The organism is Armatimonadota bacterium (assembly GCA_018268395.1).
Taxonomy (GTDB): domain Bacteria; phylum Armatimonadota; class Fimbriimonadia; order Fimbriimonadales; family Fimbriimonadaceae; genus JAEURO01.
In genome coordinates this window covers 125605-149158 of the sequence record JAFDWQ010000009.1, presented here as the reverse complement: position 1 = coordinate 149158, position 23554 = coordinate 125605, and the positions used below count along the sequence as shown (strand labels likewise).

Annotated in this window: 20 protein-coding genes and 1 tRNA gene; 8 read left to right on the top strand and 13 right to left on the bottom strand. The window is 62.7% G+C overall.

From position 1 onward, the window contains the following. Positions 1 to 33 precede the first annotated feature (33 nt). Positions 34 to 1446 carry an FAD-binding oxidoreductase gene (locus JST30_14295; protein MBS1715496.1) on the bottom strand — a complete coding sequence of 471 codons (1413 nt, stop codon included), beginning with the start codon at positions 1444 to 1446 and terminating at the stop codon, positions 34 to 36. 173 nt (positions 1447 to 1619) lie between these two features. On the opposite strand from JST30_14295, the gene JST30_14290 reads away from it, so the two are divergent. After that, positions 1620 to 2129 carry a sigma-70 family RNA polymerase sigma factor gene (locus tag JST30_14290; protein MBS1715495.1) on the top strand — a complete coding sequence of 170 codons (510 nt, stop codon included), beginning with the start codon at positions 1620 to 1622 and terminating at the stop codon, positions 2127 to 2129. Positions 2130 to 2229: 100 nt separating this feature from the next. On the opposite strand, the gene JST30_14285 is transcribed toward JST30_14290, so the two are convergent. Next, positions 2230 to 3417, bottom strand: a complete 1188-nt coding sequence (locus JST30_14285) for a cytochrome c3 family protein (protein MBS1715494.1) — start codon at positions 3415 to 3417, stop codon at positions 2230 to 2232. Between the two features lie 261 nt (positions 3418 to 3678). Here JST30_14285 and JST30_14280 point away from each other — a divergent pair, with 261 nt between their 5' ends. Beyond that, positions 3679 to 4665 carry a cysteine synthase family protein gene (locus JST30_14280; GenBank protein MBS1715493.1) on the top strand — a complete coding sequence of 329 codons (987 nt, stop codon included), beginning with the start codon at positions 3679 to 3681 and terminating at the stop codon, positions 4663 to 4665. 151 nt (positions 4666 to 4816) lie between these two features. Further along, positions 4817 to 4892, top strand: a tRNA-Ala gene (locus JST30_14275). Between the two features lie 127 nt (positions 4893 to 5019). On the opposite strand, the gene JST30_14270 is transcribed toward JST30_14275, so the two are convergent. Together JST30_14270 and JST30_14265 are read right to left on the bottom strand one after the other, a co-directional pair. Beyond that, complete coding sequence (locus tag JST30_14270) at positions 5020 to 5757, bottom strand: CPBP family intramembrane metalloprotease (GenBank protein ID MBS1715492.1); 738 nt, start codon at positions 5755 to 5757, stop codon at positions 5020 to 5022. A gap of 106 nt (positions 5758 to 5863) precedes the next feature. Beyond that, positions 5864 to 7069: a beta-lactamase family protein gene (locus tag JST30_14265; protein ID MBS1715491.1), complete on the bottom strand. Its 1206-nt coding sequence runs from the start codon at positions 7067 to 7069 to the stop codon at positions 5864 to 5866. An 83-nt stretch (positions 7070 to 7152) separates the two neighbouring features. On the opposite strand from JST30_14265, the gene JST30_14260 reads away from it, so the two are divergent. Further along, a complete protein-coding gene (locus JST30_14260) occupies positions 7153 to 7794 on the top strand; it encodes a TetR/AcrR family transcriptional regulator (protein MBS1715490.1) in 642 nt (213 codons plus the stop codon). A 269-nt stretch (positions 7795 to 8063) separates the two neighbouring features. Then, a complete protein-coding gene (locus JST30_14255; GenBank protein MBS1715489.1) occupies positions 8064 to 9317 on the top strand; it encodes an adenylate/guanylate cyclase domain-containing protein in 1254 nt (417 codons plus the stop codon). A 331-nt stretch (positions 9318 to 9648) separates the two neighbouring features. Here the strand turns inward: JST30_14255 and JST30_14250 are convergent, their stop codons facing one another. Then, the gene (locus tag JST30_14250) at positions 9649 to 10989 is read right to left on the bottom strand and encodes a PDZ domain-containing protein (GenBank protein MBS1715488.1); all 1341 of its coding nucleotides are present in this window, start codon (positions 10987 to 10989) and stop codon (positions 9649 to 9651) included. 50 nt (positions 10990 to 11039) lie between these two features. Here JST30_14250 and JST30_14245 point away from each other — a divergent pair, with 50 nt between their 5' ends. Next, positions 11040 to 11648, top strand: a complete 609-nt coding sequence (locus tag JST30_14245) for a hypothetical protein (protein MBS1715487.1) — start codon at positions 11040 to 11042, stop codon at positions 11646 to 11648. Here JST30_14245 and JST30_14240 read toward each other — a convergent pair. Further along, positions 11629 to 12411: a DUF1080 domain-containing protein gene (locus JST30_14240; GenBank protein ID MBS1715486.1), complete on the bottom strand. Its 783-nt coding sequence runs from the start codon at positions 12409 to 12411 to the stop codon at positions 11629 to 11631. The genes JST30_14245 and JST30_14240 overlap by 20 nt on opposite strands. A 40-nt stretch (positions 12412 to 12451) precedes the next feature. Between JST30_14240 and JST30_14235 the strand changes: the two genes are divergently transcribed. Beyond that, positions 12452 to 13705, top strand: coding sequence for an MFS transporter (locus JST30_14235; GenBank protein ID MBS1715485.1), 1254 nt, complete (start codon positions 12452 to 12454; stop codon positions 13703 to 13705). Between the two features lie 147 nt (positions 13706 to 13852). Here JST30_14235 and JST30_14230 read toward each other — a convergent pair whose 3' ends face one another. The 6 genes from JST30_14230 to JST30_14205 all read right to left on the bottom strand — a co-directional run bounded on the left by JST30_14230 (position 13853) and on the right by JST30_14205 (position 22032). Next, a complete protein-coding gene (locus JST30_14230) occupies positions 13853 to 15262 on the bottom strand; it encodes an alpha-L-fucosidase (GenBank protein ID MBS1715484.1) in 1410 nt (469 codons plus the stop codon). Positions 15263 to 15607: 345 nt separating this feature from the next. After that, positions 15608 to 16840 (bottom strand): ornithine--oxo-acid transaminase, encoded by a 1233-nt coding sequence (gene rocD / locus JST30_14225; protein MBS1715483.1) that lies wholly within the window; start codon positions 16838 to 16840, stop codon positions 15608 to 15610. A 17-nt stretch (positions 16841 to 16857) separates the two neighbouring features. Further along, positions 16858 to 18255, bottom strand: coding sequence for an argininosuccinate lyase (gene argH, locus JST30_14220; protein MBS1715482.1), 1398 nt, complete (start codon positions 18253 to 18255; stop codon positions 16858 to 16860). Beyond that, positions 18252 to 19436 (bottom strand): argininosuccinate synthase, encoded by a 1185-nt coding sequence (locus JST30_14215; GenBank protein ID MBS1715481.1) that lies wholly within the window; start codon positions 19434 to 19436, stop codon positions 18252 to 18254. Before JST30_14215 ends, argH begins: the two co-directional genes overlap by 4 nt. Further along, complete coding sequence (gene argF, locus JST30_14210; protein MBS1715480.1) at positions 19433 to 20413, bottom strand: ornithine carbamoyltransferase; 981 nt, start codon at positions 20411 to 20413, stop codon at positions 19433 to 19435. Before argF ends, JST30_14215 begins: the two co-directional genes overlap by 4 nt. Before the next feature lie 350 nt (positions 20414 to 20763). Next, a complete protein-coding gene (locus tag JST30_14205) occupies positions 20764 to 22032 on the bottom strand; it encodes an aminotransferase class V-fold PLP-dependent enzyme (GenBank protein ID MBS1715479.1) in 1269 nt (422 codons plus the stop codon). An 83-nt stretch (positions 22033 to 22115) separates the two neighbouring features. Here JST30_14205 and JST30_14200 point away from each other — a divergent pair, with 83 nt between their 5' ends. Continuing rightward, on the top strand, positions 22116 to 23087 hold the full coding sequence (locus tag JST30_14200; protein MBS1715478.1) for a Gfo/Idh/MocA family oxidoreductase: 972 nt from the start codon (positions 22116 to 22118) through the stop codon (positions 23085 to 23087). Here the strand turns inward: JST30_14200 and JST30_14195 are convergent. Continuing rightward, positions 23084 to 23503, bottom strand: coding sequence for an MGMT family protein (locus JST30_14195; protein ID MBS1715477.1), 420 nt, complete (start codon positions 23501 to 23503; stop codon positions 23084 to 23086). The genes JST30_14200 and JST30_14195 overlap by 4 nt on opposite strands. Between the last annotated feature and the right edge of the window lie 51 nt (positions 23504 to 23554).

The window sequence follows — 23554 nt, the reverse complement described above, 5'->3', positions numbered from 1 at the left end:
CGGGCCGGAAGTCCGGCAAGCGGCCCCGACGGGTCAGTCCTCGATCCCGAAACCGGCGTAGCGGAACAGGTTGGAAGGGTCGACCGACGCCTTGGTCTGCGAAAGACGTTCGGCTTCGTCCGTGTGGAAGACGCCCTCGATCCGCTCCCGCCTGACCCGACCTTCTCCGATCCAGTTCAACGGGCCCCTGCAGACCACGTAGGTCGACAAGGCGGCGAACACCCGTTCGGACTGCTCTTCCATCGCGTCCGGGACGACGGGCCCCATCGGGACGCCCAGGAAGTGCAGCAGGAACTTGGCGCGCCTTCGGTCGCCGGTCGCGTTCAGTGACGGCCCCGTCCTTCCCATAGCGCCTCCGAGGTGGCGGATCTGGACGACCATGTTCGGAGACTCCGACATCGGGCCTGTCGCGCTCAAGAGCGTCGTGAGGGCGTCGTCGTCCAAATCGGCAAGAAGGACTCCGCTCGAGACCGCGGGCAGCGGGTCGACGGGTTCGCGGAAGATCTCGTGGCTCTGGTCGTAGGACATCGGCCGGAACGAGTCGAACTCGGCCCCTGGCAAGGACCGGATCGGAGCCCACAGGGCTTCTGCTTGTCCCGCGTCGGCCAAGGCCGATCCTGCGACCACGACCATAGCCCTGCCCTGCAGCGGCTCGGGGACGAACGGCACCGGCGGAAACCGGATCATCAGGATCGCCGACCCCACCTCTTCCGGCACCTGACCCGTCCATTCCAGGTAAGCCGCGTAGACCGACGGGGCCAGAGCGGCGTCGAACATGACCGAGCCTGCGAACAACGGTGGGTGGGGGTACAGACGGAACGTCATCTCCGTGATCACGCCGAAGCCGCCTCCTCCACCCAGGACCGACCAGAAGAGGTCCGGTTCCGATTCCGGAGATGCTGAACGGACGTCGCCGTCCGAAGTCACGATACGGAAAGAGGCGACCGAATCGGACGCGAGGCCGTATCGTCGCGACAAAAGCCCGTAGCCTCCGCCGAGGGTGTAACCCACGACCCCGACGCCTGGTGACGAACCGGAGACCGGTACGAGGCCGAGCGGGACGGCCTTGCCGATCACATCGGACCATAGGGCTCCGCCACCGACCGTCGCCGTCGCACCCTTCTGGTCGATTTCGACGGCGTTCAAGGCCTTCAGGTCGAGCAAGACGCCATGGCTCACGCCGCGCGGCTGCCCGTGTCCCGTCGTCTGGACGCCGATCGGCAGGCGCTCGTCCCTGCAGAACGCGACCACGGCCCGCACGTCGTCTTCCGATCGGGCCAGGACGACAAAGTCAGGCGTCTGTTCGACCGACAGGTTCCAAGGTGCCTTGACCGTCTCGAAGTCAGGGTCGCCTGGCGTCAGGACGGTGCATCCGACGGCGGCTCGAAGGCGGACGGCTCGGTCGTCTTGTCCGACCTGGGCGGAGGAATCGATGGATAGGCTCACGGTCACTCCCTGTTCCGGACCGTCTGGGACCGGACACTCGCGGGTTTACGGGGACTCGGGCCGGCCGGATTCCGGATTAGGCCGTGTGGCCGGACAGATCAGGACTTTTGCGTCCGGTTCTGACGGCCGGAGCGGGGCTGGGAGCCCAAACGCGGCCTTAGGGACCGGGCAAGATGAAGTCCTTGAAGACAGAGTCCTTCGAACGGCTCGTGCGGAAGCACAAGGACGCCGTCTACCGACAAATGGTCAGGGTCTGTTCGCACCGCGAAGATGCCGAGGACGCCTTGGCGTCGGCCCTTCTCCTAGCGTTCAAATCGGCCGACCGCCTCGAGTCGGACGACGCCTTCCGCGCTTGGCTCGGCACGATCGGAAAACGGGTCTGCTCTCGGATGCGCCACCATCCTGCCATCGAACAAGCGTTCGACTTTGCGATCGAGAACAAGATCGTGCGGGACGAGTCCGACGGCTTTGACATGCACATCCTTTCAGGGTGCGTCAAGGAGGCCGTAGACGAACTTCCGGAGCCCTACCGCAAGGTCTACACGGCCTGCGAGATCGAGGGCGCGACGGTCCCCGAGGCCGCCGAGAGGCTCGGCATCGGTCTGGCAGCCGCCAAGTCGCGCCTGCTCAGGGCGCGAGAAAGGGTCCGTCGCCGCCTCGACCAGTCCATCTGTGCGTTCTGACCCTCGCTCAAAAGTACGGCCCGCCCGGAAGGGCAGGCCGTAGCTCCTCTCCAATCCGCTTACCGCTGTCAAGGACCCGCGGTACCGGTACAAGGAGTCTCTAGTCGTTCACCTTGTGGAAGAACGGCTCGTCCGGTATCTCCCGGTGACAGACGGAGCACGTGTCCAGCGTCCCCGGGTGTCCCTGGAGACGTTGCATCTGGACGTTGTCCCGTTCGGTGACGGTGGGCACGATCGCATGGGGGCTGTTGTGGCACACCACGCACTTCACGCCCTTGTGGCCGAACGAGTCCCGGAAGAGCTTTCCGGCCTGCTCGTACTGGTGGCCTGGGACGTTGTGGCACGAGCCACACCGGGGCTCGTCGACCCACGGCCGCCTGTTCGGGTTACCGACAGCTTTCATGTTCCCGTGGCAACTGACGCAGTCCATCCCCTTCGACAGGTGGACGTCGCGCATGCATTGCGTCTTTGTCCCGGGATGGCAACTGTAGCAGGTGTTCAGAGGATCGTTGCCTAACGCGGCGGGTTTCGCCGCGTACGGACGCTTGGCGTGGGACGAGTGCATCGCCGCCGACATGCTCGGGACGCCCGGCTCGCCGCTCGTCCCTAAGGCCGGGTCGGCATGGCAGCGGGCGCAGAGCACGGGCTTCTGATGGATCAGGTCCGTGCCGTGCTTGCGGTCGTGCCGCTCTAAGATGTCGGTCGCCGGGCTCTTACCGTTCTTAGCCACGTGACAACTGTCGCAGTGGATCTCCCAGGAGACGGGGATCACGTTCTGAGTAATGTCCTTGATGATGCCGTTCTTCCGGACGATGACCTGTGCCAGTTGGAACGGGTCGTCCACGAGGGCGTCCGTCAAGGGCGTCACGGGGATGCCGGTCACGACCCAGTCGTGATCCGCCGGCGAAGCCGTCATGACGCCGGTCAGACCGTTTCCGGTGAGGCCGATGTCAGGTGGCAACGTGACGCCGAAGAGCGACTGGGTGTAGTCCCAGAAGTTGGTCTTCGTGTGGCTGACGGTGTTTCCAGGGATCGAGTACTCCAAGGTCACGCCGGAGGTGACGATGTTGGGATCGTCTGTCCGGTCGATGACCGTGGCCCTGAGAGTGTTGAAAGGGGGAAGGATGCACAGTTCGGAGAAGTCTTCGTTCATGCAGTGCATGCCGAGATCGTTGTACGCGACGACGATCTGGTCTCCGAGAACAGGGGCAGCCTCGGCCTTGGCCTCTCGGCCGCCTCCGGTTCCGCCCAAGAACAATACGGCGACGGACACGGCCAGGAGGGCCACTGTCGCCAGTCTGGACCTTCCCCTTCTGTTTCGGAAGGGACGTTGGGGTTCCATGGTGTACCAACGGCCCCCCGGAATCTGCGAAGGGCCGTAGGGGAAGGCTACAAGACGACCGCTCCCTTCAATCACGGTAAAAAAATATGAGTTCGTCCCAGTGTCGTCAATTCCTACGACACGCCGTTGCCGGATCCGGAGTCCAGGTTCAACGCTGTCCCAAAGTTCCGAAATCTGAGAGGTACATAAGACGGTAAGAGGTCGACCTTGTCGGACACCGAAGCCCTTGCCGTCCTGGACCGTGTCGGGAACACGCCGCTCGTCGAGCTCGAGGGCGTCTTCGTCAAACTGGAATGCGTCAACCCTTGTGGGAGCGTCAAAGACCGGATCGCCGCTTATATCTTGACGAAGGCGCACGAGTCAGGCCGCCTCGAACCGGGCCAACCCATTGTCGAGGCGACGAGCGGCAACACGGGCATCGCCCTCGCCTTCTACGGACGGTTGCTCGGACATCCCGTCACGATCGTCATGCCCGAACACATGACGGACGAGCGGAAAGACCTGATCCGAGGCTTCGGCGCCGATCTGGTCTTGTGTTCCAAGGAAGGTTCGTTCGCGGAGGCTGCCGCTATCCGGGACCGGATCGCCGCAGAAACAGGCGCTTATAGTTCCGACCAGTTCGCCAATCCCCTGAACACCGAATGTCACCGGGAGACGACCGGGCGCGAGATCGTCAGGCAGATGCCGACCGACTTCGCTCGACCCGCGGCGTTCGTGGCCGGAGTCGGGACAGGAGGCACGTTGATCGGAGTGGGGCAAGCCCTGCTCGCGGCGTGGGGTGAGGTCACGGTCGTCGCCGTCGAGCCCCTCGAAGCCGCCGTGATGACGGGCGGAGAGAACGGCCCCCATGGCATCTTCGGGATCGGGGACGGTTTCGTCCCGGACATCGCGGCCGACGGCTCAGGCGGCCTGAACGCGATGATCGACTCTGTGGAGGTGGTCTCCACGGAAGAAGCGACGGAAGAGGCCAAGCGTCTCGCTTCGGAGCACTCGTTGTGCGTCGGCGTGTCCAGTGGGGCGAACTTCCTGGCCGCCCAGCGGCTCAAAGAACGTCACGCGACCGTCGTCACCGTCTTCGCCGACGGACATCAGAAGTACCACAGCGTCGGCCTCGCCGCGTCGGAAGGAGCGTGCCCCTACAGGCACGTCTGCGCCCAAGGCGAGATCGAAAGGCTCCAGTCCCAGTCGACGTGAGGGCCATGAGGCCGCAGCGCCGAAACGTAGGGCCAGGAGTCCGTCCAAGGCCCCAGAGCACCGTCAAGACTGACGTGAGACCGCCCGACATGCTATACTGACGCTCCTTGCCGGAGCTCTTCCGGCCGGGAAATCAGACGCACGTCAGTGTGGGGGTATAGCTCAGCTGGGAGAGCGCTTCCATGGCATGGAAGAGGCCAGGGGTTCGAATCCCCTTACCTCCACCAATTCACTTGTTCGAACAGGTTTCCAAGTTCAACGCCTACTTGGTCGCGCGTGTTCTCAGGTTCAAAGTCGTTCGGACCTCATCCATGAACCTCCACCAGACTTTTCACGGCCCAGAGTGAGGCTCACTTAACGATACTGTCGTTTGGGTCTGCCAAATGCAAACACCATCCAAGGCACGGACAGCACCATCACCATCCAAGCCAGAAGTGCGATTTGGGAGGAAGAGTCGGCAAAGACGACCAACTTGATCAGGTGGGTCGTAAAATGCAGGGCGACGCACGGCCAAATCGAACCGTTTCCGATCTCGAACAACTTGGCGAACGGGAACGATGTCAATAACGCGACCACGAGGGCCACTGCGGCGACAGCAAAGCTCATGGTCGCGAACAGGTAGAGGTGGACAAGGACAAAGGGAAACATCGAAACAAGGGCTGCGCGCCAAAAGTCGCGTCCTTCACGGAGTCGGCGGAACAGAAAACCACGGAACACAAGTTCTTCTGCCAGCCCACCCTGGGCTAGCAGGCCGATCAGAGCAAGTGGCCAATTTTGACGCATGTGTTTTTCGCCCGGCATTAACATGACTATGCCAGCGAGGCCGACAAGTAACAAGGCACTGACAATTGTTCCAATGAGCATGCCTTTCTGCGTTGGGGCTATGAATCCAGACTCCTTGATCGCAACTAAGGGCGGTTGCTTCCAAAGCAAGGCCTCGACGATCAGAAGGACGAGAATCACACCCGGCAACACATAATGTCCCCCCTCACCATAGTTGCTGTCGGTCAGCATGGCGATACCTGTGAGCGCGGTATAGAGAGCGACGAGGCCAATTCCAATACGGAGATTCTTATTCAGTCTGGTCACCACGGTTGCTTCCCAAAGTTGATAATCATGGGCATGTTGCGTCCCGATTCAGAAAAGTTTGGGTGAAAGAGCCGAACTGTGACCACCTTCACCCAATTTTCCGGTCACTTTAGCGAACCAATGTAGGTTCCAGCACTCGGTTGGTCAAACATTGATACACCGTGTTGACGATCCGGTTGAACCGGACAGTCTCGTTAGGGCCGTCAAGATAGCGGTTCATAGCGTATCCGATCGACATCCGTTCGTCGAAGTCGGCAAACGACAAGGATCCGCCCATCCCGCCCCAGGCAGCGATCCGATGGCCCAACGGGTTCGGGAAGACGCACCCTTCGAGCCCAAATCCCATCCCCCAGCGGCATGGCAAGCCAAGAAGCAGGTCGATACCGTCCGCTTGGACTTCCAGTGCACGGTGCCGTCCTTTCTCGGACAACAGGGACTTCCCATTGGCACCGCCGCTTGCGAGCGCCGACATGACCGTAGCAATAGACCGCGCATTGCCGTGACCGTTCGCGGCCCCGATTTCCGCGCGGCGCCATGCCGTCGCCGTGGACGTCATTGGTGTCAAGAGAGGGTTTAGTCCGACCCGCTCGGCAATCGGGTTTCCTATTGGGAGCCGACGGTAAGTCGCAGGAATGAACGAAGCGATCCTATGGTCGCACTCGGGGCCGGTACCGATGTGATAGTCCGCACCAAGCGGCGTCGCGACGTATTTGTCGAAGAACTGTCCGAGCGACATACCCGTGATACGATTGACAAATCCATGGATCAAGTGTCCGAAGTTCATTCCGTGGTAACCGGAGGCCGTGCCCGGCTCCCACCATGGTGTTTGACCCGCCAATAGGCTGGTTGAGCGATCAAGGTCATAGACGTCTTCCCAAGTCATGTCGGCGTCCCAGCCGGCAACACCGGAGGTGTGCCCCAAGACGTTGCGGACGAGAATGTCCTTCTTGCCGTTGACGCCGAATTCTGGCCAGTACTTGGCGACCGGTGCATCGAGATCGAGTTCACCCATGTCGGCCAGGACAAGCGCGGCAACGGCTGACATTGTCTTCGTTACGGAGTGGGTAGTAATGATCGTGTCCCTCTCCCAGGGGCGGACGTATCCAGAGTCGAAGTATCCGCCCCAAATGTCGACGACCGCTTCGCCGTCGATGAACACCGCAATTGAGGCGCCAATGTCATCGCCGGAGTCCAGAAGATCCCGCAGTAGGTTCCAGACCGGCTCGAACCGATTTGAACAGTCACCTTGGACGCGGGCAGCATCGATGTGAGGGTAACGCCATGGAGCCGTGGAGGTTGGAGGGTTGATGTTCATTTTCGTTTCCTTAACGGAATGCTATCGTTCCGTTACGGAAATGGTACCGTTCCCTTGATTGTCTCCGGTGCTATAGTCCCGGTATGACGAAAAGTCGGAGCCGCCGCCCACACGGCAGGCCAACCATTACCCAGACCGAGCAGATTCCGAACCGCTTACTGGACGCTGCGTCCTGGCTGTTCGTCCGTCGAGGATTCTCCGGCACGACCATGGAGGCGATCGCAAAGCGCGCCCGTGCATCGACAAAGACGCTGTACAGTCGATACTCTTCAAAAGAGGATGTGTTAAGGGCCGTGGTGCGACGGATGTTCGATGCCGCACTTCAGGGCGGAGATCAGGATGACTTGAGTTTCGGACAAAGCCCGCGGGAAGATCTGAAGAGGTTGGGAGCGAGCCTTGCCGCTCTTTCCGCCGCGCCAGAGACGGCAGGAGTCAACAGACTGATCTTTGGAGAAGCATTCAAGGTGCCTGAGATCGGCGACCTCTTTCTTGACGTCCATGAAAGCGCGTCTGCTATCGTTAAGCGGCACCTTGAACACTGGATGCGAGAGGGTGACCTAAAGCCGATTGAAAACGTCAACGCCGTTGCCCAGGTTTTTGTCGAAATGGTGGCGTCTGTGCCTCGGATGTGGGCAATGTTGGGAAAAAGACTCACGGACGAAGAGACAGAGCGGATAGTGGCTGCCTCGATTGACGTCCTGATTGACGGATGTGGGCAGCCTTGAGCACGCGCACTTGATACGTCGACTCGACATCTGTACTCGAACGATTGGACTCTCGATTAACGATTTCAGTCCTCGAACGTTCCCCCGATTCGGAGCATCAAATGCAAAACCGCTCGAAACGCGTCCTGTAATCTCCACCGCTTCGAACGGTAAGACCGTTTCGGACCTTCGATCCCGACGTCTTCGACACCGAGCGTCCCCTCTCCCCGTTTTGGCCTTCGAGGCAAAGCCCGACTGAAAAGACGGCTGCGGTACCCTTGCCCCAGATCGTGAAAGAGGAGAGAGACGAGGCGCTCAGCCCAGACCAGCTCCGTAGCGTGCGGAAGCTTCGGTTCGAGCCCGAGCTAGAAGCCGCGTTCACCGAGCAGCACACGGGGGCCACCATCGGCCGGGTCCGGATCGTGTTCGCGTTCCTAGCCTTCTTCGGGTTGCTCGGAGTGGTGGCACGAAAGCCGTCCAACGATCCTGCGACCGCGATCGTGGACATCTCGTTTACGGCGTTCTTCTTCGTCCTGCTCGGGATGGCCTACGCGCACAGGCTGAGGCACTTCGCCACGCCGTCGCTTGCGATCGCCGCTGTCCTGAGCCAGGTGGCCGTCGGACTGACTTCAAAGTCGCCGGATCCTGCCGCCGGGATCATTATCAATCTGCTGTACCTGATCATCATCGTCGCGACGCTTCAGACAAGGTTTCGGATCGCGCTCCTCGTCTGCGCGTCGATGGTGGCAGCGAGGGCTTGGACGTTCAGTTACCGTGACATGTGGAACGGCGCCTCCACTTTGCTCTTCGTGTTCCTGGTGGCGGAAGCGGTCTTTCTGTGCTTGGCCTCGTATCTCAATGAAATGCGGGACCGGAGAAGCTTCTTGTTGGAGCGCTCGCTCGTAGCGGAGAAGGAGAGGTCCAAGGAACTGGTCAGGAACGTGCTTCCGCCGTCCATTGCGGACCGTCTTGCCACGGCGCCGGGCATCATCGCCGAACACCACCAGGCGGCTACCGTGCTGTTCTGCGACATCACAGGCTTTACTCCGTTTGCAGCCAGCAAGCCGCCTGAGACCGTCGTCGGCCTGCTGAACGACCTCTTTTCCCGGTTCGACGCCTTGGTCCAGCAGTTCGAAGTGGTGAAGATCAAGACCATCGGCGACTGCTACATGGTGGCCGGCGGGATCCCTGACCCGTGCGAAAACCACGTCGCCCAAGTCGCCGATCTGGCCCTGGAACTCCGAGGAACGGCCAACGTCGTCGGGGTGGACGTCCGGATCGGTTTCCACACGGGGCCCGTCATCGCCGGAGTATTGGGCACCGAACGTCTGATGTACGACCTTTGGGGGCCGACCGTGAACCTGGCGTCGCGCTTGGAAGGCTCGGCCTTACCCGGCACCATCGCCGTCTCGGACGCGGTCCGCGACGCCCTCGCGGAAACCTACGAGTTCGATGGCCCGTTCGACTTGGAGTTGAAGGGGATCGGGAAGACGGCCGTCTGGCACCTGACACGGCGACGGATCCGCGACCTGGCCCTAGGCTAAGAAGGAGCCCGTCCGCCACGCCACTTGGGAGGACGTCCTTTCAGAAGCACCGCTTGGCCGTGTGGCAAGTCTGGTCCAAGCGTCGCAAGACGGCCATGAGGCACTTAAGGTCGAGAGCCCGGTTCCGGAGCCGGAAGCCTCCTCCCGACGTTCCTCGCCGGTGCACCGCTCCATAGGAAACGTTCTCACGGTCAGGACGCTGCCGCCATCGACCGCTTGATCGCGACGAATCTGAAGAAGTCGCTCTTCTTGTCGGCCTACCTGGCTTTGACCGCAAAGTGGGCCCACTCGTTCCAGCGCCCGGGTTAGGGCGCCGCGCAGAACGGTCGGTCTAACCGGACATGACTTGCGCGATCCAGTCCTTCATCGTTTTTGCGAACGACTTGTTGAACCTTCCCCGCTGAAAGTTCTTGAGGCTCTCTTGCTCGGTCGCGAACTCGTGGAACAGGTGGTCGGACTTCGGTTCGATCTTGAACGTGCCGTACCCTGGATTCGCCCGGTTGACGATGTCTGCGATCAACTTATGGTCGGCGTCGTACGTCACGAAGTCCGATTCTCCGCGGACGGCCAGCACGTGCGAACCGCACTTCGCCCAGTAGCGCGCAAAGTTCGTGTCGTTGAGTTGTCGCCAGAAGTCGAGCGTCTTGCCGTTGAACAGCCCGTTCGGGAAATAGGCGTCCACCAAGGGCGCAAGGTCAGGATGGCTCTTCTTGATCGCGTCGGGGGACTGCTTCTCGATCATCGCCAACGCCATTAACCGGGCTCCGCTGCGAGCGTCGTCGTCGGCGGCCTCGTAGGACTGCCCGGCGACCAGACCTTGGTACCGGATCGTGTCCATCAGGTACTCGAACCAAGTCCGGCCCGCCGTCCCGTAGACGATCAGGCCCTTCACCTTAGTGTCGCAGGCCACCATAGGCCCGAACGAGCCGCCCATGCTGTGTCCGAAGATGAAGACGTTGTCTTTGTCGACCTCAGGACAGTCCATGAGCTGCTCTGCAGCCTTGACATAGATGTCGTACTCGGTCATGAAGTCCATGGTCGCGAAAGGCCCGCCTTCGCTGTCCCCGACGCCGGGCTTCTCGACGCGCATCGTCACGAACCCCGAGTCGGCCATGTCGAAAAGGATCGGGCCGTCGATCGTGCTCACGTCGCCCGTCGCGTCAGCGAGGACGTAGTCATAGGAGACGGGGGAGAAGCCTTGGATGAACAAGAGGCCAGGATGCTTGCCCGCCTTCTTCGGCTTGGTGACGATCGTGCGCATTCGTGCCCCGTGGCTGGTCACGTGCCGGTATTCGACGCTGAACCGCTCGTTGCCCGGATCGCGCGGACGTTCGGTCAAAGCGGAGGAGAGCTCGAGCCGCTTGCCGGCCCGTTCGACCGTAAAGGTCACCTTGCCGCCACTAGGAAGCGTCCGCACCCACTCTCCGAGACCTTGAGCCTTGGCCGTCCTCTCATTGATCTTCACGATAACGTCGCCCGGCTGGAGTCCTGCCTTGGCACCCGTCAACCCGGCGATCGGCTTTCCGACGACGAGACCTTCGCCCTTCGCGAGTCCAGATTTCGCCGCCTGTTCTTCAGATGCCGGAGAAAAAGGTACGCCGAGCACTCCCCGCCTGGGCAGGTCGGGTGCAAAGAACGACGAGACGAGCGCGGGCGCGAAAAGGACGGGCATGAGGACTATTACATTATGTAATACTTCCTGCGTTCCTGCAAGATGGTGACATGGCCGAAAGACCCTTCACGACCGTCGAGATGACCGTCCTCGGGCTGACATGGCTGCGCGGGCCTTGCTCGGTGTACGTCGTCATGAAGGAGCTCTCGCTCTCGGAGTCGACCTTCCACCGCTCCCGTGCGGGAACGGCCTATTCGATCGTCAACCGCCTGCTCAAACTCGGCCTCTTGCGCAAGTCGGACGACGGTCTCGTCTCGGTGACGGCAGCCGGCGAATCGGTCTTGAAAGAGTGGACGGGCCCCGAGGTCCCGATGATGGACGTCGCCCACACCGCCGACCTGCTGAGGTTGAGGTGCTTCTTCTTAGGCGTCCTGCCCGAGTCCGACCGCTTGGCCTTCGTCGATACGTCGCTGGCCAGCCTACGGGAATTCGAACAGCGCTGCGTCGAGCTTGTCCACGCCAATGAAGCGATCGGAGACTACTTCGGTGTCCTGGCGACGGCTTGTCTCGTCCTCGAAACCCGCGCGCGGGCCGCGTGGCTCGAAAGCGTCAGGCCGCTGATCGCATCGCCGCTTCCAAGAGAGGGAGGCTGGGCGTCCTTGGTCCTTCAAGAGATCGGATCCGGTCCGGCCGGGAAAGCTACTCCGCCAGCTCCATGATCTCGATCTTCCGGAACTCGCACGGGTGCGATTCCGATTGGAGCGAGATGGTGCCGGAGTCCAGCATCGCGTCCTTACGGCCCATCAAAAGGGCCGCCCCGTCCTGATCGTTCGGGTCGAGCTGGGCCTTCTCGTACCGGATGACTTCTTTGCCCTCGATCCTGTGGACGATCAGACCGTTACCGTGCACCTCGATCTCAGCCTTGACCCATCGGTCGCCCGGGTATGTGTCCGAATCGGAGTCCGTGCAGTGCTGGGTATGGAAGACCCCGAGGTAGACGATGTTCGTCCCTGGCGTACAGACGTTCCCCGTGTGGCGCTCGCCTTCTTTCGGGCCTCCGAGCAGTTGCACCTCGATCGAGACCGGGAAGTCTTGCCCCTTCCGCATCGTCTTCGGGTCCTGGCCGTGGATCATCACGCCGCTGTTCCTCCAGGCCCACCCTGGTCCGCCGGGGCATTGTTCGCCCGTGAACCGGTACTCCAACCTTAATGTGTAATTCTTAAAGGTTTTCTTATAAAACAAGTGCCCGAACCGCTCGCGGAACTCGCCCTCGTACTTGTCATAGCCGACTTTGATCACTCCGTGCTCCACACGAAAGGTGTCGCCGAAATTGACACCGAGGTCGTAGCCTTTGATCTTCGGCGTCCACCCGTCCAAGTCCTTTCCGTTAAAGAGGCTGACCCACTTGGGCGCCAGGGCTATCGCTGCGACGGTCGTCAGGACCATGTGCGTAGCATAGCCGAGCGGCTCGGAGGGCCCCATTGACCCGCAGACGGCGCCGGCTTAGGCAAACTGGTGTCCAGTGAAGCTGCCCCCTGCCCTCCGCCACCGGGCGTTCCGTAACTACCTTGCGGGCAGTTTCGTGAGCAACGTGGGCAACATGGTGCAGTCCGCCGCGCTCATGTGGCACGTCTTCGACATCACGGGCTTGAGCGCCATGGTCGGCCTGCTCGCGATCGCGCGCGTCGTACCTCTGCTCGTGTTCTCCTTGTTCGGAGGGGTCGTCGCCGACCGTGCCGACCGGCGCAAGGTCCTCCTTCTGACCCAGAGCTGCATGGCGGCCGTGTCGTTGATGCTGCTGGCCCATAGCTTGACCGGGAGCACGTCCGTCGTCCCGCTCTATCTGCTCGTCGCCGTGAACGCCGTCGCGAGGTCGTTCGACGGGCCCGCACGTCAAGCCCTTCAGGTCGGCCTCGTACCACTGAAGGACTTTCCGAACGCGGCGAGCATGAACGGTGTCGCGTGGAGGCTGAGCGACGTGCTCGGGCCCGTCATTGCGGGCGGCTTCCTCATGCTGAACGGCAAGTTGCCTGTAAGTGGGCTCTCGTTGTGCTACGCCTTCAACGTCCTGTCGTTCGTCGCCGTGCTCGTGGCAGTGTGGTTCGTGCCGCCGACGCCTCCGGCGGAAGGCGAGCACCCGAAGAACGTACGCGAGGTTTTCGGACTGATCAAGGAAGGACTGCGGTTCGTGAACGCGACTCCGGTCGTCCGCCAAGCGATGTGGCTCGATTTTTGGGCCACGTTCTTTTCAGGCGCCGAGGCCGTCCTGCCCGCCTTCGCAGCGACGGTCTTGCACCTGGGCCCGGGCGGATACGGCATGTTGGCGGCATCGTCCGGCGTGGGGGCCTTGATCGCTGCGACGGTCCTAACGTGGCTGCCCACGGTCCATCGACAAGGGCGATGGGTCGTGTCGATGATCGCCTGCTATGGCTTCTTTACGGTCTGCTTCGGGTTTTCGAACCATATCGTGACCGCTTGTCTCAGCCTGGCCGCGGTCGGTGCGGCCGATATGGTGAGCACGGTGCTGAGGCAGACCATCCGTCAACTCGCGACGCCCGACGAATTGCGCGGCCGGATGAACGCCACGAGCAGCCTGTTCCACATTTCCGGGCCCCAATTGGGCGACTTCGAGGCCGGCGCCGTCGCCGACTGGAAGGGCGTCCGTTTCTCCGTGGCTCTGGGAGGGTTCTTGTGCCTGTTCGTGGCGGCGAACTGGTCGCGCGCGAAAGAACTCGTGGGTTACGTCCACGAGCCCGTCGAACACGTCTCTGCGTGACCGGACGCTCATCGGGCCATCGACCCTTCGGCCTCACACGCGCCTCTCCCTTGGCAGACCGTTCCGTGTGCCGAGCGTGTGCCAACCGTGTGCCAAGCGTGTGCCGGCGACGTGGCGTGCAGGCCCCGGGAAGGCGACCGGATGCGCCTAGGGGGCTTTGTTCGGATCGAGGAACAGGCCGATCTCGCTGACGGCGGCCCCAGTCCCCTGGAACGTGAAGCGGACCTTGGTGGTCGTGACCGGTCCGATCTGGAAGAGCCGGCAGTTGCCGACCGACTCGGCTTCGGCCACCGTCCGCCACATCGACCCGATCAAGGCCGAAACTTCGACGCGCCGGATGCGCTGACCGAGCGCGATGGCTTCCCTGATCCTGACGGTGTCGAACGCGACCGGCTTTGCGAAACGCATCTCGAGCGAGCCCTTCGACGTGCGCTCAGGAAGCGCCCAAAACGTGGCCGTGTCGCCGTCCGTCGCCTTCGCGGCCGAATGCTGCCCGTCCCTCACGTTCGTCGCACTGACCGTCTTCGCCGTCTTCGCAAGGTCGTGGGCGAAGGCCTCGTCGAGCAGTCTCTTGAACCCGATCAGGGCCTTTTCGTCGTTGGGATGGATGCGGCCCCTTCGGTCCGGGGGCACGTTCAAGAGGAACGACGCGCCGCGTCCGACAGACCTGAAATACAAGTCCTTGAGCTGTTGCGGCGTCTTGACCTTGTCGTTCTCCTTTTCATGCCAGAACCAGCCGGGGCGGATCGAGACGTCGCACTCGGCTGGCATCCAGTACTGGCCGTCGACGTGGCCGTGTTCGCCGTCTTGGTACTTCGTCAGGCCGGGGGCCGGCGCGACGCCCTCTTTTGGGCCGCTCGGCGTGTAGGTCGCCCAGCACGGGTCACCGGCGAATCCGCTCTCGTTGCCGACCCATCGGACGTCGGGCCCGGCGTCGCTGAAGATCACGGCGTCGGGTTGGAGCCGCCGCACGATCGCCCATGTCTCGGGCCAACCGTAGTACGTGGAGGCGTCGATCTTCCGGGTTTCTCGGGCACCGCCGTAGTAGCCGTCGCCCCCGTTAGCCCCGTCGTGCCAGACTTCGAAAATCGGACCGTAGCCTGTCAACAGTTCTTTGAGTTGGGCGCGGTACGTTTCGACGTACTCGGGCCGGCCGTAGCGGGCATCGTGGCGGTCCCATGGCGAGAGGTAGACGCCGAACTTGAGCCCGGCCTTGCGGCACGCGTCGCTCACGAGCCTGACCACGTCCTTCCCGAACGGGCTTTTCGAAACGTTGTGGCCGGTGGTCTTCGTAGGCCAGAGGCAGAAGCCGTCGTGGTGTTTCGCGGTGAGGATGAGTCCCTTCATCCCGGCGCGTTTGGCGACGTCCACGATCTGGTCGGCGCTGAAGTCGGTCGGTGCGAACACGCTCTCCGGCTCGTCGCCTTGGCCCCATTCACGGTCGGTGAAGGTGTTCGTGGTGAAGTGAAGGAACCCGTACACCTCCATCCGGTGCCAAGCCAACTGCCGCTTCGTAGGGATCGGGGCGGGCCCGGACTGCGACAGTGTTAAGGACATGGCCAGTGTGAGGATCGCCGTCGTCACAGGTCCAATCTACCCTTGCTTGACGCTTTTGATCTGCTCCAACGTGAGGTGCTCGCACCGCAATTTTGCAGAATCGCACCTTGGTAGTCCCATTGCACAATCCACATAATTTTGATATTGATGTATAGTTTTGATCAATGGCCGCAAGGCCAAAAGCTTCGCTTACGACCTGGCACGGCCGATGTCGATGCTGAAAAGGTCTAGAGCAGCAAGCCGACAGATCCCGAAGAGGGACACACATCTACAAGACTGCATTCATCGGCCGGGCGGCGACGCCCGGTTCTTTTTTTGAAATCACCGGGCATCGCTCCGTGCGGCTCAGACCGCGAGGGTCACGGTACCTGCGACGGTCCCCAACGCCTTGCCGATGCGGGCGACGATGTCGTCGAGCTCGTCCTCGGTCAAGGTGAGGGGAGGGGCGAAGCGGAACGTTCGGGCACGGGTCTCCTTGGTCAGGACGCCGTTCGCAAGGAACGCTTTCGTCAGGGCCTCCGTGTCCACGCCTTCCTTGACTTCGAGCCCGACGAGGAGGCCCTGGCCCCGGACGTCTTCGACGACGTCCGCGCCGAGCTCCGAGAGGGCCGTGGCCATCCGAGCGCCGAGGGCGGCGGACCGTGCCGACAGGCCGAGGTCGGTCATCTCTTTCATGGCGGCCATGGCGACGACCGAAGCGAGCGGATTACCGCCGAACGTCGAGCCGTGGTCACCGGGCACGAAGACTCCAAGCGCATCACGGGAACCGACGACGGCCGACACCGGCATCAACCCTCCGCCCAGAGCTTTGCCCAGGCACATCATGTCGGGTTTGGCGTCTTCGTGCTGCCAGGCGAAGCGTTCGCCCGTCCTGCAGAAGCCCGTCTGGATCTCGTCCCAGATCAAGAGGACGTTGTTCTCGGTGCAGGTTCGGCGGACTTGGGCAAGGAACCCCTCGGGCGGGAACACGATGCCGCCTTCGGCTTGGACGGGCTCCAACAGGACGGCGGCGGTGTTCGGCGTGATCGCCGCCTCGAGGGCTTCGACGTCACCGAACGGGACGGTCAAGAATCCGGGGGTCAACGGGCCGAAGTGGTCTTTGTACTGGGGTTCGGTCGAGAAGGACACGATGGTCGTCGTGCGTCCGTGGAAGTTGCCTTCGGCGGTGACGATCTCCGCTTGCCCGACTGGGACGCCTTTGACCGTGTACGCCCATTTCCGGGCGATCTTGATCGCGGTTTCGACCGCTTCAGCGCCCGTGTTCATCGGACAGGCCGCTTCCATGCCTGTGAAGTCGCAAAGTTGCTTGAGGAACAGCGCCATCTCGCTCGTATAGACCGCGCGGCTCGTGAGGGTCACTTTGTCCAGTTGCCGTTTCAGGGCCCCGACGACGGCGTCGCTGAGGTGACCGTTCGCTACCGCCGAGTAAGAGCCGATGCAGTCGTAGTACTCGTTCCCAGCCCCGTCCCAAGCCAATGCGCCTTTAGCGCGGACGATGTTCACAGGGAGCGGATGGTAGTTGTGCGCGCCGTAGTCATGGGTCAAGTCCATGGCCTCTTGGCAGGTCAGAGCGTCGATGGCTTCAAAAATCTCGTTCATGGTCTGTTCGGTTCGGACACCAAGTGGTGAAGGTCAAGGGCCGCTTGTGCGGCGGAGAACTGTTCGTCGATGGCCTGAGGAGACGTCCCTCCGTGGCTGTCCCGGGAATCGACGGCCGCAACGGTGGACACGCCGGACAAGGCTTCTGCCAGTCGGGGATCGACGCCTTTCGAGTCGGCGGTGATCGCTCGACCGGAGGCCCGGCACGACTTGACCCATCCTCCGACCGTCTCGTGGGCCTCCCGGAAGGGGACGCCTAGCGCGACGAGCCGTTCGGCCACGAGCGTGGCGGACGGGTGGCCGTTTTCCGCGGCTTCCGCCATGCGGTCGGTATGGAAGTCCGCCGTCTTGAGCATGGACGCCGTCAGTTCCAACGAGTCCAGGCTCGTCTTGACCGCATCGAAGAGGGGCGGCTTGTCCTCCTGTTGGTCCCGGTTGTAACCCAAGGGCAATGCCTTCATCGTGCACATGAACGCCGTCCAGTGCCCGATCACGCGCCCCGTCCTTCCCCGGACCAACTCCGCAAAGTCCGGATTTCGCTTTTGAGGCATGATGCTGCTGCCCGTCGAGAACGCGTCGTCGAGCGTTAAGAACCCGAACTCGGCGGTCGAGAACAGGACGATCTCCTGACAGATGCGCGAGAGGTGCTGCATCAACGTCGCGCACGCATGGAGGGCGTCGCCGACAAAGTCACGGTCGCTGACCGAGTCCAGGGCGTTGGGCGTGGGCCCGGCGAAACCGAGTTCAAGGGCCACGGAGGTCCGGTCGATCGGAAGGGACGTGCCCGCTAGCGCCGACGACCCCATCGGACACAGTCCGAGACTGTCTTGAAGGGCGAGGAACCGCACTTTGTCCCTTTGAAGCATCCAGAAGTACGCTAGGAGAAGGTATCCCAACGTCACGGGCTGGGCCGGCTGTTGGTGGGTGTAGCCGGGCATCAGTGCCGAGCGGTGGCGCTTCGCCAGGCGGAGGAGCGTTCCCTGTGCCTCATGGATCGAGGCGACGGTTTCGTGGCAGCGTTTCCGGAGCCAGAGCTTGGTCATCGTGACGATCTGGTCGTTGCGGCTCCGTCCTGCGTGAAGGCGCTTAGCGGTCTCACCGACGGCTTCTTCGAGCAGGGCTTCCACGGCCCCGTGCAGGTCCTCCGCTCCTTTCGGAAGCGTGATCGTTCCCGAGAGGACGCTGGCGCGCACGGTGTTGAGGCCGCCGACGAGCGTCTGCCCTTCGGCATCGGAGACGATCCCGCACTCGGCCAGCATGGCGGCGTGGGCGAGCGAAACCTCGAACTCCTCCTCGAACAAGGTCACGTCGGTCGCGAGGCTCTGGCCGAACGACCAGGCCAAGTCGTCTGGGGCGGTGTCGAAGGCTCCGCCCCACAACTTGGGGCGGCTCATGTGAGGAGCCTCGCGTGCATCAGGCTGGACAGTCCGTGCGCCTTGACCATCCCTTCCATGGCCGATTGGGAGAACGTCGCGTCATCGAAGCTGGCGACGGCCTCGTTGTAGAGCCCGTACGGGCTCTGCCTTCCGACCACGGTCATGCCGCCTTTGAACAGCTTGACCTTGACCGAGCCGCTGACCCGCTTCTGGACGCTCTGCGAGAACGCGACGAGGTCCTCGAACAACGGGTCGCCCCAAAGTCCGCAATAGGCGAGCTCGGCCCACTGCTGGTCGACCATCGCCTTGAACTTCCGCTCGGCGCCCGTCGAGATATGGCCCTCCAGTTCTTTGTGGGCGCGGATGAGCAGGGCGGCGCCGGGGCATTCGTAGTTCTCGCGGACTTTCATGCCGATCATGCGGTCTTCCATCATGTCGATCCGGCCGACGCCGTGATGGCCCGCCAACCGGTTGGCGAACTGGACGATCTCGAGCGGGCTGAGTTCCAAGCCGTCGATCGCGACGGGAACACCGTGTTGGAAGGAGATTTCGACGGTCTGAGGCTCGTTGGGGGCCACGTCGAACGACGACGTCCACTGGAAGATCTCCTCGGGCGGCGCCGTGTCCGGGTCTTCGAGCAGGCCGCCTTCGATCGAGCGCCCCCAGAGGTTCTCGTCGATGCTCCAGATCTTGTCCTTGGACTGACCGATCGGAGCGCCGACCTGCTCTGCGTATTCGATCTCTTCCGACCGGGTCCAGTTGCGTTCGCGTACGGGCGCTTTGATCGGGATGTGGGGCACGTGCAAGCGGAGTCCGAATTCGATCCGGAACTGGTCGTTGCCCTTGCCCGTGCAGCCATGGACGATGGCGTCGAAGGGGCCGCATTCGACCGCGGTCTCGGCCGCCTTTTTCGCGATCAGGGGCCGGGCGATGGCGGTCGACAGCGGGTAGCCGAAGTAGTCCGCGTTCATGGCCACGGCGGTCATGCAGTAGACCTCGGCGAACTCCTTCTTGACGTCGACGACCGTGTGGGTCGTTCCGAGTTGCGCGGCACGTGCGCCGGCTTGCGCGATGTCCTCGGCGGGTTGGCCGACGTCGACGGTGACGGTGTGGACGTCACTGAACCCCTCGCTCAGGAGGACCGGGACACAGACGGTCGTATCGAGGCCGCCACTATAGACGACGAGCGCCTTCTTCACGCGAGCACCCCGTCGAAGATAAGGCTCATGAGGGCCTTTTGGGCGTGGAGGCGGTTGTCCGATTGCTGGAACACGACCGATCGGTCACCGTCGATGACACCGTCGGTGACCTCTAGGCCGCGGACGGCGGGAAGGCAGTGGAGGAACACGGCGGACGGGTCCGCCAAACCTAGGAGCTCTTCGTTGACCTGGAACTTCGCGAACCTCCGCATGCGGGTCTCGGTCTCTTCCTCTTGTCCCATGCTCACCCACACGTCGGTGATGACGGCGTGTGCTCCGACGACGGCTTCTGCCGGGCTGTAGCTGGCCGTCACGTTCGGGAAGCCGTAAACGTGGTCGGTGGCCTCGTAGCCCGCGGGAGTGCAGACCACGACATCGTGTCCGAGTCGGGCAGCGGTGACGGCAAAGCTGTTCGCGACGTTGTTCCCGTCTCCGATCCACACGAGCTTGAGCTTCTGGCTTCCAAAGACTTCTTCTAAGGTCAGCAAGTCGGCGAGGGCCTGGCAGGGGTGCTCGGCGTCGGTCAGCGCGTTGATCACGGGTACGGACGACCAGGCGGCCAGTTCTTCGATGTCTTCCTGCTTATAGAGGCGGGCGACGATCATCGAGCACCAGTTCGAGAGGACACGGGCGGTGTCGGCGATCGACTCACGCTTGCCCATTTCGATGTCGTTCTTCGTCAGATAGACACCGTGGCCCCCGAGCTCGAAAGCGGCGGTTTCGAACGAGACCCTTGTGCGAAGCGACTGCTTCTCGAAGATCATCGCGAGCAGCCTGTTCTCGACAGGCTCGATGGTCGCGCCTCCCTTGGAGCGGAGAGCCTTTTGAAGCTTGGCGGTATCCAGGACGAGGCGGATTTCGTCGGCCGTCAGATCGGTCGACGAGAGGACGTGTTTGGGTTTGACGGCATGCTGGGGCGCGTCGAAGAGCGGCTTTTGATGAACGGCGGTGACCGCCGCATAGTCGGGTTTGACCATGGTGTTCGACAGGAATCGTCCGGTGCCCGGCGGTGGGCAAAGTCAGCGGTAGGTCGCTTCTGGGGGATTTGCGGGTACCTGTCGGGAACGTCGTCGTCCGGTCGGGTGCGTCCTAGGGCAAATCCCCTAGATTCGTCGTCGGCCTCGTCGGACGGACGTGACAGCGGCGGCCTGGAAGTTGACGTTTCCAAGCTGAACCTCGAACGGGTTCTGGCCGATGCCGGTCATGCAGGCCGCGATCATACCCGTTCCTCGCTCCCCGTTCCGGACAGTCCTCTTGGGCCCGGTCGGCAGCGGAGCCCCCTGGAACTCTCGCCTCCCCTTCCTTGCCTTGCCTTAGTTGACGGGCTTCACGCGATCCCTTGGCGGGCGGCCTCGAGCATCGCTTCTCGGAACCGGTCGATCTCGTCCAGAGTCGTGTAGACGTTGGGCGTCACACGGATGCCTTCGAAGGAGGGATGGCCGATGCCTGTCACAAAGATCCCTTTCTTTTCGAGCAGCCATGCCGCAAGGTCGCCAGGCGGGACGCCTTTGATCTGGACGGTCGTCAGGCCGCACGAGAACTGAGGATCGAGGTTCGTGTGGAAGACGACGTTCTTCTCCTCCCGGAGGACGTCGGTCCATCGGCTGCGAAGATAGCGGAGCCGGTCCGCCTTGCGTCCGGCACCGATCATCTCGTGGAACGTCAGGGCTTCAGCGATGGCGTTATGGTTCGCGGCCGGGTGCGTCCCGATCTCTTCGAACTTGCGGACGTCTTTGTCCTGCGTCGAGCCCGCTGCCATCAAGGGCCAGAGCTTCTCGATCTTGTCCTTTCGGACGGCGAGCATGCCCGTTCCGACCGGCGCCATCAGCCACTTATGGAGCGACGTTCCGTAATAGTCGCAACCCAGCTCTTTCCAGGTGAACGGATACTGGGCAAAAGCATGGGCGCCGTCGACGATGACCGGGACGCCATGGCGCCGCCCCAGCTCGACGACGTCGTGGACGGGATTGATCTGACCCGTCATGAACACGACCTGGCTGACGAGGACCATCTTCGTCTTCGGGGTCAATCCGGACGTAAAGGCGTCGACGATTTCCTTCTTCGACCTCGGCGCGGCGGGAACAGGAACCTGCACCATCTTGATGCCGTGGCGGCGTTCACGGGCTTGGATCGTCGTCACCATCCGAGGGTAGTCCTGATCTGTCGTCAGGACTTCGTCTCCGGGCTCCAGGTCGAACCCCATGAGGCACGTTTCGAGGGCCTCGCTCGCGTTCCTCGTGATCGCGACTTCTTCGGCGTCGCACCCGAACGTTCGGGCTAACCGTCTTCGGACGTGCTCGATTTCTGGTTCGAGGTGGCGCCACATCGTGTAGCTGGGGGCCTGGTTGCTGTATTCCAGTTGGCGGCGCATCGCGTCCTGGACGACGCGCGGCGACGGGCAGACACCGCCGTTATTGAAGTTTACGATCGAGCGGTCGAGCGTGAAGGCCTGCTGGATCTGGGCCCAGAACTCCTCGTCCTGAGCAGTACCCGCGCCGACCGAAGTCCGTTCCGAAGCCCGTTCGACGACGGCGAGGGCGTGGTCTGCGAAGGCGACGGTGGCCGCCGTCGCGAGGAACTTTCGGCGCGAGAGCATGGCCGATGATAGACCGAAGGATCGGGGTCTTGACCATGAGGCTCGTCGTCGGCCCACACGACGCCACCGGGTAACGTGACGGTGTGAACGTTGGAGTCGTCGGAGCAGGAGCGTGGGGGAAGAACATCGTCAAGACCCTTCACGAACTGGGTGCGCTGGCGGGCGTTTCGGACGTCAGCGCGGAGCGGAGGCACGAAGTCCGGGAGCAGTACGGCGTGCCTGTCGTCGGCGATCCTGAAGAGCTGATCGAGCTCGGGCTCGACGCGGTGTGCGTCGCGGCGCCCGCCCCTGTCCATCATCCGCTGGCCAAGCTGTTCTTGCTCGAGGGTCTGCACACGTTCGTCGAAAAGCCCCTCGCCTTGTCCGTCCGGGAGTCGGAAGAGCTCGTCGAACTGGCGAACGAGAACGAGCGCATCCTGATGGTCGGGCACCTCTTGATGTACCAACCGGCCGTCACGTTCATCAAAGACTACGTCTCTTCGGGCCGGCTCGGCAAAGTCCATTCGTTCAACCACTCCCGTTTGAACCTGGGTCGGGCCCGCAAGGTCGAAAACGTGCTCTGGAGCCTCGGGGTGCACGACGTCGCTGTCTGCGTCCACCTGGCGGGTGCCGCTCCGGAGAACGTGACGGCCACGGCCCAATGCGTCCTTCAACCGACGATCGAAGACGACGTCCGTTTGACCCTCCAGTTCGAAGACGGCGTGGTCGGCAACATCCATTCGTCTTGGCTGTGGCCGACGATGCAGCGCCGTCTGACCGTCATCGGCGAGAAGGGCATGCTGGTCTACGACGAGACGACCCAGACGGTGACGCTCCACGACAAGGGGATCAACCCCGACCTTTCGAACCGGAACGACGGTGAGACGGTCGTGTTCGAAGGGGCAGGTCAGCCGCTGACGCTGGAGATGAAGCACTTCCTCGAGTGTTGCGCCGAAGGCAAGAGGCCCGTTTCCGACGGGGTCAACGGCCTGGAGGTCGTCCGGATCTTGGAAAGGGCGTTCCCGTCCGACCAGTTCGCGACCCTTTCCGCAGACACGTCGGCGCTCGGCGTCTAAGGTTCGAGCCCCTCGGACGTCCGGAGTTCGCGGACCTTCTCGACCCCGCAGGAGAGGCGCCCCGCGATCGGGCTCTTCGCGTCGACGACGCGCCAGAACGGGGCGACCTCTTCGAGCCGTGCGCCGGACGCGAGGTCTTCCAACGCGCACTCGGCACAGATCCGCACGAAGATCGACGTCGACGTCGGGCATGACGTTGCGGCGCCGTGGCTTCGGGCGAGCGAGCGGCGCAATTCGGCGACCGTGACCGACGTCCCCCTGGGTATTGCCCGGATCGCGGTATCGACCTCTTTGGGCGTGGACACGAGCATCAGCGCCCCGGCGGGTGCGCCTGCGAAAGGTGCCTTGAGGGTCTCGACCTCTGGAACCCGACCGTTGTCCATCTTTTCCTTCCACGTCTTCCGGCGATGCGCCATACCGTTCTCCCGTTTTCTTGGACGACCGGCCCGCGGGGGCCGGCCGCCGTC